The organism is Bradyrhizobium sp. CIR18 (genome assembly GCF_014198295.1).
Lineage (GTDB): Bacteria > Pseudomonadota > Alphaproteobacteria > Rhizobiales > Xanthobacteraceae > Bradyrhizobium.
The window spans coordinates 140,457-153,504 of sequence record NZ_JACIHF010000005.1; the positions used below are offsets into that span (position 1 = coordinate 140,457).

Genomic DNA, 13,048 nt, shown 5'->3' on the forward strand with positions numbered 1-13,048 from the left:
ATGAAATCGGCCGCACTGCTCGATTCGGGTTTGCCAAGTCGCCGGCATGTCGAGCTTGTTGAGCTCGGGGAAATCCGCGAAGGCTGCGTTGATCAGCCTAGTTGGATTTGGCGTTCTCCTTCACGTTCTCTTTGGCGTTCTCCGCCGTCGGCGCTTCCGCCGGTGGAGGACGCTTTCCGCTGCCGGTGATGCGCTCGATCGCAGAGCGCACGGCGTCGCCCCCCTTGCGATCCTTCAGCATGTCGAGCAGCGGCGCGGAGGCCGGCGAGCGGCGGATCAGGCTTTCCGGATCGGGGAAGATCAGGGGATCGTCCCAGGGACCCTGCACCACGAATGGCAACTCGAATCCCGACGTGCTGTTGAGGCTCGCCACGCCCTTCATGTCGTATTCGCGCGTCGGCACCGAGGCGGTGCCGGTGAGCGTAATCTTGGCCGCCGGCCCTTCGACACGGATGTCCTCGGCGGTGGCGACCCCATCGGAGAATTTCACGGCGATGGTGAGATTGTTGTAAGGCGTCGAACCGTTGCGGAAATTGCCGCCGCCCGACAGCGGTCGCCGCTCCAGGCGTTTCAGCAGCTGCTCGGCATTGAAGCCCGAGATCGCGCCGTCATGACCGGTGACGGTGGCGCTGCCGTCGAGCGACTGCACGAGGCCGAACGGGCTCGAGCCCGAGGCGAAGAGCGACACGTTGATGTTGCCGCGACCGGATAGCTTGCTGAGGCCGAACAGTTCGGTGGCGCAGGCCTGGAGGTCGACGTCGGTGAACTGGAATTGCGCCTTGATGTCGGCGACGGTGTCGGAGCGCGCGATGCCGAACGAGCCCTTGGCGATGCCGCCATAGACCTGGGCTTCGCCGACCGAGAGTGCGAGCGTGCCGTTGCGCAGATTGGCGCCGATCGCGGTGCGGCCGAGCCTGGTCGGCCCGACCGTCAGCTTTGCTGCCGACAGCCGCATGTCGAGATCGGTCGTCGACAATCCGTTGAGATCGAACAGCTGCCTGTTCCAGTCCCGCGCGCCGCTCGCGAGCAGTCGGAAGGTGGAAATATAAGGCGTGAAGTCGAGCGCGTCGGCGGCGAGCGTCGCCTGCAGCGTCTGCCGGCCGTTATTGGCGTAGGTCATGACGCCCTCGGCGGCATTGCCGTCGAGCTCGACATTGACGTTGGTGAGCGCGATCGAGGCGCCGACGACGTTGGCGCGCGCCTTCAGCACGAAGCGGCCGAAGCCGCCGCTGGCGGGTTGCGGCTGCCCGGTCCAGCGCAGCGCGTTGCGCAAGGAGGGGCTGTCGATCGTCAGCGTGCCTTCCATCATCGGGCTGGTGCGGTTGGCGACGCTGCCGTCGAAAGCGAGCTTGAGCGGTGCGCTGGCGATCCGCGCCTTCAAGCCCGAGCGCTCGCCGGAGAGGGCGGCGACGAAGTCGGAAAAGCTGATCGAGCCGTCGACACGCTCGCCGCGCCAGTCGAACTGTCCGGTCGCGGCGAAGGAGCGCGAGATCGAAGGCCAGGCCAGCGACAGGTCGATGTCCTCGAACTTCTCGGTGCCGTGCGTGGCGGCGTCCTGGTAGTCGAGCACGCCGTCCTGGATCCGGATTTCGGAGAACGAGAGCTGGTTTTCAGCCCCGGGCTTCATGGTGCGCGCGATGGTTTGGATGAAGGGCGTCCAGTTGCTCTGGCCGTCCGGCTTCAGGCTGACATGGATGCGCGGCCGCAGCAGCGTCAGGTCGGCGATCTCGAACCGTTGCAGCAATAGCGGCAGCAGCCGCAGATTGGCGGTGAGCACGTCGACCTGGAGCGCGGGATCGCTGGTGCCGCCGCCCTTGAGGCCGACATCACGGAAGGAGATGTAGCTCGCCGGCAGCACCGAGATGTCGATTGCGCCTGCGACAGTGAGCTCGAGCCCGGTGACGTCGCGGATCTGCGCTTCGACCGCCTTGCGCAGCGCGTCGCGGTTGATGAGCCATGAGGTCGCGATCAGGGCGATCAGCGCGACGCCGAGCAGCGCCGCGATCGGCGTCCCGAGGCGCTTCATTCCTTGGGCCATGGTCAATGGCATGTCCTGATCGGGTTGGTCGTTGGAGCCAGGAGGGCGGGTCGGGAAACCTGCGTGCCCACGCCCAACCCCCGCAACTTGATGGGTTTTCTTGTCGCTTTCAAGGCCGCGGACGGTTCTGCCCACGGTGTGGGCAGCTTCTATCACCCGGCCGCCGTGCGGAGAACCCCGTATCATTGACGGCTTTGGAGGATTTCGCCTAATAATCGCCGCCAATAGGGCGCGCCGCCTCCAAGCCGAAGGTTCAGTCGAAGGTTATTTGCATGAACAAGGTCTATCCCGACGCCAAGTCGGCTCTGTCAGGCATTTTGAAAGACAACATGATGATCATGTCGGGAGGCTTCGGCCTCTGCGGCATCGCCGAGGAGCTCTCGGATGCGATCCGCGAGTCCGGCGTCAAGGGCCTGACGGTGGTCTCCAACAATGCCGGCGTCGACGGCATCGGGCTCAGCCGCCTCTTGGAAACCCGGCAGATCAAGAAGATGATCTCGTCCTATGTCGGCGAGAACAAGCTGTTCGCCCAGCAATTCCTCGCCGGCGAGCTGGAACTCGAATTCAATCCGCAGGGCACGCTCGCCGAGCGCATCCGCGCCGGCGGCGCCGGCATTCCAGCCTTCTACACCAAGACCGGCGTCGGCACGCTGATCGCCGAAGGCAAGGAAGTGAAGGAGTTCGACGGCGAGAAATATCTGATGGAACGCGGCCTGTTCGCCGACCTCGCCATTGTCCACGCCTGGAAGGGCGACACCGCCGGCAACCTCATCTACCGCAAGACCGCGCGCAATTTTAATCCGATGATGGCGACCGCCGCCAAGATCACCGTTGCCGAGGTCGAGCATCTGGTTCCGGCGGGTGAACTCAATCCCGACCACATCCACACGCCCGGCATTTTCGTGAAGCGCATCGTCGAGGTCGGCACGGCCAAGAAGCGCATCGAATTCCGCAACACCCGCCCGCGTACCGCCGCTTAAGCGTATCAGGAGACACACATGGCCTGGACCCGTGAACAGATGGCCGCGCGCGCCGCGAAGGAACTGCGTGACGGCTACTACGTCAATCTCGGCATCGGCATCCCGACGCTGGTTTCGAACTTCATCCCCGACGGGGTTGATGTCAGCCTGCAGAGCGAGAACGGCATGCTCGGCATGGGCCCGTTCCCCTATGAAGACGAGGTGGACGCGGACCTGATCAACGCCGGCAAGCAGACGGTGAGCGAGCTGCCCTCGACCTCGTATTTCTCGAGCGCGGATTCCTTCGGGATGATCCGCGGCGGCCATATGGACCTGTCGATCCTCGGCGCCATGCAGGTGGCCCAGAACGGCGATCTCGCCAATTGGATGATCCCCGGCAAGATGGTCAAGGGCATGGGCGGCGCGATGGACCTCGTCGCCGGCGTCAAGCGCGTCGTCGTGGTGATGGAGCATTCGGCCAAGGACGGCTCCAAGCTCCTGAAGAAGTGCAATCTGCCGCTGACCGGCGAGCGCGTGGTCGACATGGTCGTCACGGATCTGGCGGTCTTCACCATCGACAAGCACGGTGACGGCGGCATGGCCCTGATCGAGCTCGCCGACGGCGTCTCGCTCGACGAGGTCAAGGCGAAGACCGAAGCCGAGTTTCGCGTGGCGCTGAAGAACACGTAAGGTCTTCGAGAATGGGGCGCGTATGACGATAAGGTCAGCGCGTCCCGAGGACGCTGCTTTCATCGCACGAACCATCCTGCACTCGATGCGCGGCTACCGGCCGCGGGGCTGGTTCGACGTGTCGCTCGGCTGGCCGGAAGCAGAGTGCCTCGATTTCATCGCACGCGTCGCCGTCGCACGCGCGGTGTCGATGTGGCATGTGTCGCAGTTCCTGGTCACCGAAATCGATGGCAGGCCTGCTGCTGCACTTTGCGCCGTGCCCGCGGCCGGCACCGGACCTGCGGCCTGGCGCGCGCTCGAAGAGGTCGGTCTCTCAACTGGGCTCACGGCGTCAGAGCTGGACGCCATCCGCCGGCGCGGCGCCTATTCGCGGACTTGCTGGGTCCAGGGCGGCGAGGGCGACTGGATGATCGAGCATGTCGCGACCGACCCTGCCTATCGTGGCCGCGGCCTGATGCAGGCGCTGATCGCGCACGCGCTGGACAAGGGGCGGGCGGCCGGGTTTGCCCGGACGACGATATCGTTCCTGATCGGCAACGAGCCCGCCGAGCGCGCCTACGCCAAGGCCGGATTTGTCTTTGCGGAGGAGAAACGCGATCCCGCGTTCGAGATGATCATCGGAGCTCCAGGCTTTCGCATGTTCGCGCGCGCGATTTGACGTGTCCGTAGCCCGCATGAGCGAAGCGATATGCGGGACCTTCCCGGGTGTCGCTTCGCTCACCCGGGCTACGCGGCGATAATCTTGGCTATGACCTCACCGCCCACACCTTGCTCCACCGCGCCGACACGCTCGCGACCCAGGAGGTCTCCTCGCGCACCAGGCGGAAGCCGAGATTGGCGGGCGGCACGCCCTGGGCGCAACCGCCGGCGCGGGCGTCGCGGATGAAATCGGTGACGTAGGCGCGGTGGGCGCCCTCGGCGACACGCACGCCGCAGTTCACCGTGGGTCGGCCGGCATTGCCGGCGGCGTCGACGCGCGACCGCACGAAGCAGGTCGAGGTCCATTCCCAGACGTTGCCGGCGAGATCCTCGACGCCGTGCTCGTTCGGGCCGAACTTGCCGAACGGATAGGCCGTGGTGTCGGAAAGGTCGCGTTCGGACTCGCGCTCATAGCGGCTGATCCAGCGCTTTGAAGGATCGTCGGCATCGACAGCGACGCCGTCGTCCTTGAATCTGGAGCCTGCTGCAAAGGCCCATTCCGCATCGCTCGGCAGGCGGTAATGGTGGCCTGTCTTGCGCGACAGCCAGCCTGCATAAGCCTCGGCATCGTGCCAGTTCACCTGCACCGCGGGACGATCGGCAGCGACCGTGACGTCGCGATCGAGCGCGCGGCAGGCGCCCTCCTGCACACAGAGCTGATAGTCGGATGAGGAGACCTGATTTCGCATGATGTGCAGCGGTCGGTCGACGCGCATCGCGCGCAGCGGCGCCTCCGCCTGCTGCCCGCCGCGCGTGAAATCGCCGGCCTCGCGATAGGACAGACTGCCCGGCGCGACCCTGACGATCGCAGGCTCCGTCGCGGTGCCGCGGACCGTCATGTTCGAAACCAGCGGCGCCATCGCGATCGGTCCGGCGAGCCCGGCGGCGCAGGCGAGGGCCAGTTTGAGCTTGAATGCGATCAGCATGGTCATTCCCCGAAGAAAGAAGGGGCCGGTGATGACCGGCCCCTTGTCGCGTTTAGTTGGTGTTGGCAGCCGGTATTTCGGCGGGCGCCTTCACCTGCATCATCAGATCATCGTTCCACTTGCCTTCGACCTTGAAGTGCGCGGTGGCGCCGAGGTCGGCGGCTTCGATCAGGTTATGCGTGACGTAGGCGTAGATGCCGGGCTGCTGGAATTTGTACAGCGCGGCTCCCGCCGATCCGCCGCGGATGAACCAGGTCTCGAGCCCGACTTCCGGCGCATTGCCGAACTTGCCGGTCTCCCAGACGTAGTCGCCATGGCCGCCGATCAGGTGCGGACGGCTGTCGCGGTTGGCTTGCGAATGCACGATCAGCACGTTCTCGCCGACATTGGCCGTCAGCGCGTTCTTGCCGGTCAGCGCACCGGCCTTGCCGTTGAACACGACATGGGTCGGGATCAGCTTCTTCATCACCTCTTCGGTCTCGGTGAAGGCCTCGCCAGGCGATTCGTAGGACTTGAAGTTGCCTTTCTCGTCGCGGGGCACATACATGTCCTGCTCGCCGATGTAGTAGACCTTGTCGTATTTCAGCGCGCGGCCCTTGCCGTCGTTGAGGCCGTCACGCGGCAGTACCATCACGGCGCCGTTCATGCCGGAGACGACGTGCCAGGGGATCATCGGGCCGCCCGGGGCGCAATGGTAGACGAACACGCCGGTCTTGGTTGCCTTCCAGCGCAGCACGACCTGCTCGCCGGGATTGACCAGAGTGAGCGCGCCGCCACCGAGCGCGCCGGTCGCGGAATGGAAGTCGATGTTGTGCGGCATGGAGTTGGTCGCAGGATTGACCAGCGTCGTTTCGACGTAGTCGCCCTCGTGCACGACCATCAGCGGACCCGGCATAGAACCGTTGAAGGTCATGGCCTGGAAGGTAGTGCCCTTCTCGTCGATGACGACCTTCTTCTCCTCGATCGTGAGTTTGAACTCGATGATCTTGGGGCCTTGCTTGGTCGCCTGCTCGTGCGCATGCACGAACGGCGGAGCGACCAGCTCTACCTTTTGACGCGGCAGTTTGAGATCGTCGCCAGCCAAAGCGGGGGTCGCCAGCATCAGAGCTGTCGCGGCGGCGCCGATCAATGCGACTCTGCGGGTGAACATCGGAAGCATCCTTCATCTGGAAAGGTTTTGATGACGGATGCAGTGTGCGCCTATCTCGGCAAGAGTGTTTGCGCTGCGACAAGGTTTTGCCGGATTCGGCTCCGCTACAGTACTTAGGTGCCTTAGCGGAGCAGAATCGGCGACACGACGTTGACGGCATCCTTTGGCGTGATGCGGATGTCGAGGCCGAGCGACCAGCGGCCTGACAGCGGTGCCGACATTCTGACGCGCCACTGATCGTTACCGACGCGTTCGGCGTTTGCGGTGATCGGCGCCACGCCATGCTCGGGATTGCCGAGCGTGACCGCGACTGCATCGGCACTCAGTGGCAACTCGTTCGCATCTTCGAGCTGGATCGCGATCTCGACCGGACCGGCGCGCCCGGGCGAGACCGTGACGTTGGCCATGGCTTTTTCTGCATGGAGATGCGTGAAGAAGCTCTCGTCCGCGTCGGATGTCGCGGCGGCAGGGACCGCCGCCTGCTCCGCGCGATGCGCAGGCTCTGCGGCCGCCGTGGTCGCCATGCTTTCGGGAGCCTGTGCGCCGATGGCCTGCACGTCCAGCGTCACTTTCACCGCGCCGGCGTGCTCGAACGACAGCGTCACGGGCATCTGGTCGCCGGCATGAAGCGGCACATCGAGACCGATGAACATCAGATGTCCGCCGCCGGGCGCAAGCGTCACGATCTGTCCGGGAGCGATGACAAGTCCCCTGTCGAGCGCGCGCATGGTCATGACACCGTCGTTGACGGTCATCTCGTGGATCTCTGTTCGAAGCGCATGCGCGGCCGATGCGGCCTGCAGTCGCTCCGGCGCGCGGCCCCGGTTCTCGATCGTCAGATAGCCGCCGGCGACCTTGGCTCCGCCGGGCGTCGCCCGGCTCCAGGCCCTGGTGATGACGAGGTCGCCGCTGGTCGTGTCGGCCGCGAAGGCCGGCACCCCGGCAAGGCATGTCAGGACGACCGCGCCGGCGAATGCACGCTTGGATGAGATCATGGTCGAGGCCTTCGCGAAGACGCCACTAGAAGAGAGATGTGGCAAGCCAGACCGTTGCCCAGATCGCCAGTGACAGCACGACGAAGATGGCGATGGCTGCGGCCAGAGCGCGCACGGTGCCGGCCGGGGCCGCTGCGAGCGGGGCCGGCCGGAAGTCGTCGAAACGCGGGATATGGCCGCGGACGTCGAGCAAGGAAAGAAGCAGTTCGAGTGCGAGAAGCCTCATGGGCAAACGCTCCGGATGGTGTGCGAATTGGCATGATCATGGCCCCGAAATGGCCGCTGCGCTTTGCGCGAGCGCAAGGTCTGCGGCACCCCCGGCCGACTTTGCGCAAGCGCAAGGTCACCCCCTCGGATCCGAGGTAGTGGGGTGTATTCCGTGATTTGCCGTGGTCTGCACACGGCGGAAATTTACGAATGGGTAAGACATGAGAGCTGATCTTGCGGCGAGCTACGGCGAAGAACGATTACCACGCTACACGAGCTATCCGACCGCGCCGCATTTTTCCACGGCGGTCGGATCGGACGCCTACGCCAGTTGGTTGGCGGAGCTGCCGGCGGGCGCCAGCGCCTCACTCTATCTCCACGTGCCGTTCTGCCGCGAGATGTGCTGGTATTGCGGCTGCCATACCCAGATCGTGCGCCGCGACGAGCTCATCGCCGGCTATCAGCGCACGCTGCGCAACGAGATCGAGCAGGTCGCCGAAACCATCGGTCGCCGCATCAAGGTGGAGCACATCCATTTCGGCGGCGGCACGCCGACGATCATGCAGCCGGAAGCTTTCGCCGAGTTGATGGCGACGATGCGCCAGAAGTTCTTCGTGCTGCCCTCGGCCGAGATCGCGGTCGAGATCGATCCCCGCACATTGACCGCCGACATGGTCGATGCCATGCGGCTCTCCGGCGTCAACCGCGCGAGCCTTGGCGTGCAGAGCTTCGATCCCGTGGTGCAGCGGGCGATCAACCGCGTGCAGAGCTTCGAGCAGACGGCTTCCGTGGTCGACATGCTCCGGCGCGCCGGCATCGAGGGACTCAATTTCGACCTGATCTACGGGTTGCCGCACCAGACCGTCGCGTCGTGTCTGGATACCGTCCGGCGCAGCCTCACGCTCGCGCCCGACCGCTTCTCCGTGTTCGGCTATGCTCATGTGCCAAGCTTCAAGAAGCACCAGCAGATGATCAACGAGGCTGTGTTGCCGGACGGCCTCGCGCGCCACGACCAGGCCTGCGCGATCGCGAATGCACTGAAGGAGGCCGGTTACGTGCAGATCGGGCTCGATCATTTCGCGCGGCCCGGTGACTCCATGGCCGTGGCCTTCGAGGAACGGACGCTGCGGCGCAATTTTCAGGGCTACACCACTGACAAGAGCGAAGTCCTGCTCGGTTTCGGCGCCAGTGCGATTGGGCATTTGCCGCAGGGTTACGTCCAGAACGAGGTGCAGATCGGCGCCTATGCGCAGAGCATTGCCGCCGGCCGTCTCGCCACCGCCAAGGGCTATGGGCTCACCGACGACGACCGGCTGCGCGCCGACATCATCGAACGCATCATGTGCGAGTTCAGCGCCGATCTCGGCGACATCTGCGCGCGCCATGGCGCGGAGGCGGCGGCGATGCTGAACTCGGCGGCACGTCTGAAGCCACTGATCTCCGACGGCATCGTGAGGTTGGACGGCAACCGCCTCGCGGTTGCAAAGGATTCCCGCTTCCTGGTCCGCAGCGTCGCGGCCGCGTTCGACGCGCATCTCAATCCGGCGAAGCAGCTGCACAGCCGGGCTGTGTAGCTGGTCATTCCGGGCCGCGCGAAGCGCGAGCCCGGAATCCATTCCTCCATGTCATCCGCTGCACGATGGATTCCGGGCTCGCGCCAAAAGGCGCGCCCCGGAATGACGGCGGAGGAACGGGCAACAGCTTGCGCTCCAACAAAGAAACTCAGGTCACCTCCGTTATCGTCGTGTCGGAACGGAGTTGCCCATGTCTTTCGGATCCGACGATCTGGTCGATGACATCATGCGTACCGCGCCGCACACGATCCGCGTGTTTCTGGCCTTCAGGATGGCTTGTGTCGGTTGCCCTATCGCAACCTTCCACACGGTGGATGATGCCTGCCGCGAGCATGGCATCGACCGCGACAAATTCCTCGCCGCGTTGTGCGATTGCGTGCCGGCGTGAAGCAGTCTCGAATTCGCGCGGGCGCGCGCGGATTCCCGGGTGAGGGACGGCTTTCGCCGTAAGCGGAAGCGCCCCTCACCCCTATCTCGATCCCTATCCTGGTCCCTATCTTGGGCGGAGACGCCCCGGTGCGGCTGTGTCACGCCGCGCCGCTGTCGGCGCTCCGCTCTGCCAACACGACGATCCTGTGCGGATCGCGCAGGATGATGCGCTGACGGCCGCTCTCGACGAGCCCTTGGCTCTCCCAGCCGCTCAGGATGCGGCTGACGGTGTGCAGCGTGGTGCCGGTCATCTGCGCGATGTCCTGGCGGCTGATCGGGAAGTCGATCTCGATGCCGTGGTCGAGCTTCTTGCCGGACTGTTTGGCGAGACGCAGCAGCGCATGGGCGACGCGCTGCTCGACCTGCTGGGTCGACATTTCCAGGATGCGGGTGTGGCTCTCCTGGAGGCGCGCGCCGACGGTCTGGAGCGTGTTCGCGGCCAGCGAGGGAAATCGCTCGACCAGCCGCGGCCAGGCCGAGGTTGGCCATATCAGCACCACGCTGTCATCGACCGCGATCGCGGTCGCGGGATATTGCACGGCTCCGATCGCCATGGCGAGCCCGAACGTTTCGCCGGGCGCGACGTAGCGGACCACGATCTGCTCGCCGGTCGGCGTGGTCTTGGCCGCGCGGACATGGCCGTGCAGCAGCAGGAAGAAGGACTGCGCATCCGCCCCCTGCTCGAAAATGGCGCTGTTCTTGGGATAGCGCGCCGAACGGGCCTCACGCAGGATCTCATCCAGAGCTTCCGGCGTGACCCCGGCAAACAGCGGCAAATGCGCAACCAGCGATGTGTCGACCTTGGCCATTCTGCCTCCTTGGCATCAGGGAGTGTGATGGCACCTGCAATCGTCCGATAGTTTGCGATAGCGCAAAACGGGACGGCTGAGTGGCAGTATTTTTCCAGACAACGGACTGAATTTTATTGGAGTTGACCCCATGGCTGGCGCCCGATCCCGCAACTTTGAGGGCTGGCCGCTGTTTGCGAACAGTTTTCGGCCCTTTTTCCTGCTCGCCGCGATCCAGGCGGGGCTGTCGATCTTGGCCTGGCTGCCGATGTTCTACGGTGAATTGTCGGTGAGTTCCGCATTCGCGCCGCGCGACTGGCACGTCCACGAGATGCTCTATGGCTTCCTGCCGGCTGTCATCACCGGGTTCCTGTTCACGGCCATCCCGAACTGGACCGGGCGGCTGCCGATCCAGGGCACCTCGCTGGGGGCGTTAGTGATGGTCTGGCTTGCCGGGCGTATCGCGGTGACGTTGTCGGCCGATACCGGCTGGGCGTTTGCGCTTCTCGTCGATGCCGCCTTCCTGGCGCTGGTCGTCGCCGCCGCGGCGCGCGAGATCATCGCAGGCGGCAACTGGCGCAACCTGCCCGTGGTGGCGCTGGTGTCCGTTCTGCTTGCCGGCAACGTCGCTTTTCATCTCGAGGCGCACTACCAGGGCGCGGCCGATGTCAGCATCCGCGTCGGCGTCGGTGTGGTCATGCTGCTGATCTCGCTGATCGGAGGCCGCATCATTCCGAGTTTTACCCGCAACTGGCTGGTCAAGTTCAATCCCGGCCGCCTGCCGGTGCCGTTCGGACGCTTCGACGGCGCAGTGATCGGATGCAGCGCGCTCGCGCTCGTCTTCTGGATTGTGGCGCCGCTGAATGTCGTCACTGGTGTCCTGATGGCGCTGGTCGGCGGGCTGCATCTGGTGCGGCTTGCGCGCTGGGCCGGTGATCGCACGTTTGGCGAGCGACTGCTGGTGATCCTGCATATTGGCTACGTCTTCGTGCCTCTCGGCTTCATCCTACACGCCGTCGCTGTTTTCGGAGCGCTGCCGCCAAGCGCCGGCATCCACGCCTGGATGGCGGGCGCGGCGGGAACCATGACACTGGCGGTGATGACCCGTGCGAGCCTCGGCCATACGGGACAGGCGTTGACCGCTTCGCCGGCGACGCAGGCAATCTATGCTGCGATCATCATCGCGGCCCTGGCCCGGGTCGCCGCCGTGGTGTTGCCCGCACATAGCGATGTGTTGTTGCACATCGCCGCCTGCGGTTGGCTCGTCGCGTTCCTCGGATTTGCCGTCGCGTTCGGCCCGCTGCTCGCCGGCAGCCGGCGGCGTGCCCTCGCCACGATGGGCGTGCCTGCTCCGGCGCGCTGAACTCAAGCTGCGGTTGCCGATGGCGCATCGGGCGGCGGCGTCGGAGGCCGAACGCCCTTGCGCCAGTCGGTTATGGTGCAGCCGAACCGGCCGCGGAACCAGCGCGCCATGGCGCTCTGCGCGGAGAAGCCGAGCTGCATCGCGATGTCAGCCAACGGCCGGCCGGGGTCCTCAATCAGCTGGATCACGAGATCGGCACGTTGCGCATCCAGGATGGCCGAGAAGCTGGTGCCAGAGGCAGCGAGGTGGCGGTGGATGGTGCGGCGGGTGCAGGCAAGATGCTCGGCCACGCGCTCGACCGTGCAGTCGCCGCTGGCGAGCAGGGTCCGCACGACCTCGTCGACCTTCCCCTCCCAGCTTGCGGGCCGGGTTTCGATCGCCTCGATCCGCTTGCGCAGATAGCTTGCGATCAGCGGATGCGCGCTCGGGATCCGGCGCTCCATGTCGCGCGCCGAGAGCAGGATCGCATCGTGCTCGGCGTTGAAGGTCACGCGGCAGCCGTAAAATTCGCGGTAGCGCTTGCGATCGCGCGGCGGCGGGTAATGCAGCTGGACCTCCTGCGGCCGCCAGTTTTGGCCATGCAGCGATTGGATGATGCGGTGGATGCTGCCGAGCGCCATGTCGATCGCCTGGCGCGGCGCGCTCGGCCGCCTGCCGCGCAGGTGCAGCGTGACCGTCACGATCTGCCGGTCGCGCGCAACATCCAGCCGCATGCCGTCATGATGGATGTGGATGAAGCGCGAAAATGCGTCGATCGCCTCGCCGACAGTCGCCTGTTCGCGCACGATCAGGCCGACCGCACCGAAATTGGTCAGGCCGCCACGCTCGGCGAGACGCAAGCCGAAATCTTCGGCGCCGGAGGCCTCCGCCGACAATTCGAGCAGACGGCGCAGGCCGGCGACGGCAATGGGCGTATCGGGCTTGTCGAGGCAGGCCAGCGGCAGCCTGGCCTTGCGCATCATCTGTTTGGGATCGAGCCCGACCGACCGGGCGATCTCCGGGTAATAGCTCAAGCCTGCGCTGCGAACGAGGTCGGTCATGCGAACCGTTCCTGCCAGCCATTCCCGCAGATGTCCCGAAATGTAAAATTTCTGTCTCGATCCGTCAAATCCAGGAACCGGCCGGAACATACATAGGGGAAACCGAAGCACTGGCGTGAATGCTGTGCTCACGACGACGCGGCAGGGCGATGCGGCCCGCTTTCCGTCTCGGACCCATTTGACCAAGACA

At 65.2% G+C, this 13,048-nt stretch carries 13 protein-coding genes; 6 read left to right on the forward strand and 7 right to left on the reverse strand.

Annotated features, from left to right (window positions below):
* Positions 1 to 97: 97 nt before the first annotated feature.
* Complete coding sequence (locus GGD65_RS18745) at positions 98 to 2,038, reverse strand: AsmA family protein (RefSeq protein WP_018317832.1); 1,941 nt, start codon at positions 2,036 to 2,038, stop codon at positions 98 to 100.
* 272 nt (positions 2,039 to 2,310) lie between these two features.
* Between GGD65_RS18745 and GGD65_RS18750 the strand changes: the two genes are divergently transcribed.
* From GGD65_RS18750 to GGD65_RS18760, 3 genes are read left to right on the forward strand one after another with little or no spacing between them, the layout of a single operon-like run.
* A complete protein-coding gene (locus tag GGD65_RS18750) occupies positions 2,311 to 3,018 on the forward strand; it encodes a CoA transferase subunit A (protein WP_018317833.1) in 708 nt (235 codons plus the stop codon).
* Positions 3,019 to 3,036: 18 nt separating this feature from the next.
* The gene (locus tag GGD65_RS18755; protein WP_011089829.1) at positions 3,037 to 3,687 is read left to right on the forward strand and encodes a 3-oxoacid CoA-transferase subunit B; all 651 of its coding nucleotides are present in this window, start codon (positions 3,037 to 3,039) and stop codon (positions 3,685 to 3,687) included.
* 22 nt (positions 3,688 to 3,709) lie between these two features.
* Positions 3,710 to 4,345 carry a GNAT family N-acetyltransferase gene (locus tag GGD65_RS18760; RefSeq protein ID WP_018317834.1) on the forward strand — a complete coding sequence of 212 codons (636 nt, stop codon included), beginning with the start codon at positions 3,710 to 3,712 and terminating at the stop codon, positions 4,343 to 4,345.
* Positions 4,346 to 4,433: 88 nt separating this feature from the next.
* Here the strand turns inward: GGD65_RS18760 and GGD65_RS18765 are convergent, their stop codons facing one another.
* The 4 genes from GGD65_RS18765 to GGD65_RS18780 form a co-directional block, all read right to left on the reverse strand.
* The gene (locus GGD65_RS18765) at positions 4,434 to 5,312 is read right to left on the reverse strand and encodes an SUMF1/EgtB/PvdO family nonheme iron enzyme (protein WP_092254928.1); all 879 of its coding nucleotides are present in this window, start codon (positions 5,310 to 5,312) and stop codon (positions 4,434 to 4,436) included.
* Between the two features lie 52 nt (positions 5,313 to 5,364).
* On the reverse strand, positions 5,365 to 6,462 hold the full coding sequence (gene nirK / locus GGD65_RS18770; RefSeq protein WP_026201913.1) for a copper-containing nitrite reductase: 1,098 nt from the start codon (positions 6,460 to 6,462) through the stop codon (positions 5,365 to 5,367).
* A 122-nt stretch (positions 6,463 to 6,584) separates the two neighbouring features.
* A complete protein-coding gene (locus tag GGD65_RS41115; RefSeq protein WP_183236212.1) occupies positions 6,585 to 7,457 on the reverse strand; it encodes a copper chaperone PCu(A)C in 873 nt (290 codons plus the stop codon).
* 25 nt (positions 7,458 to 7,482) lie between these two features.
* Positions 7,483 to 7,683, reverse strand: a complete 201-nt coding sequence (locus tag GGD65_RS18780; RefSeq protein WP_018317837.1) for a hypothetical protein — start codon at positions 7,681 to 7,683, stop codon at positions 7,483 to 7,485.
* Between the two features lie 202 nt (positions 7,684 to 7,885).
* Between GGD65_RS18780 and hemN the strand changes: the two genes are divergently transcribed.
* Together hemN and GGD65_RS18790 are read left to right on the forward strand one after the other, a co-directional pair.
* On the forward strand, positions 7,886 to 9,238 hold the full coding sequence (gene hemN / locus GGD65_RS18785) for an oxygen-independent coproporphyrinogen III oxidase (protein WP_183236213.1): 1,353 nt from the start codon (positions 7,886 to 7,888) through the stop codon (positions 9,236 to 9,238).
* Between the two features lie 190 nt (positions 9,239 to 9,428).
* The gene (locus GGD65_RS18790) at positions 9,429 to 9,626 is read left to right on the forward strand and encodes a DUF1858 domain-containing protein (protein WP_018317839.1); all 198 of its coding nucleotides are present in this window, start codon (positions 9,429 to 9,431) and stop codon (positions 9,624 to 9,626) included.
* Between the two features lie 139 nt (positions 9,627 to 9,765).
* On the opposite strand, the gene GGD65_RS18795 is transcribed toward GGD65_RS18790, so the two are convergent.
* Positions 9,766 to 10,476, reverse strand: coding sequence for a Crp/Fnr family transcriptional regulator (locus tag GGD65_RS18795; protein WP_018317840.1), 711 nt, complete (start codon positions 10,474 to 10,476; stop codon positions 9,766 to 9,768).
* Positions 10,477 to 10,606: 130 nt separating this feature from the next.
* On the opposite strand from GGD65_RS18795, the gene GGD65_RS18800 reads away from it, so the two are divergent.
* Complete coding sequence (locus GGD65_RS18800) at positions 10,607 to 11,818, forward strand: NnrS family protein (protein ID WP_183236214.1); 1,212 nt, start codon at positions 10,607 to 10,609, stop codon at positions 11,816 to 11,818.
* Between the two features lie 2 nt (positions 11,819 to 11,820).
* Here GGD65_RS18800 and GGD65_RS18805 read toward each other — a convergent pair whose 3' ends face one another.
* Positions 11,821 to 12,858: an AraC family transcriptional regulator gene (locus GGD65_RS18805; protein WP_183236215.1), complete on the reverse strand. Its 1,038-nt coding sequence runs from the start codon at positions 12,856 to 12,858 to the stop codon at positions 11,821 to 11,823.
* Positions 12,859 to 13,048 lie beyond the last annotated feature (190 nt).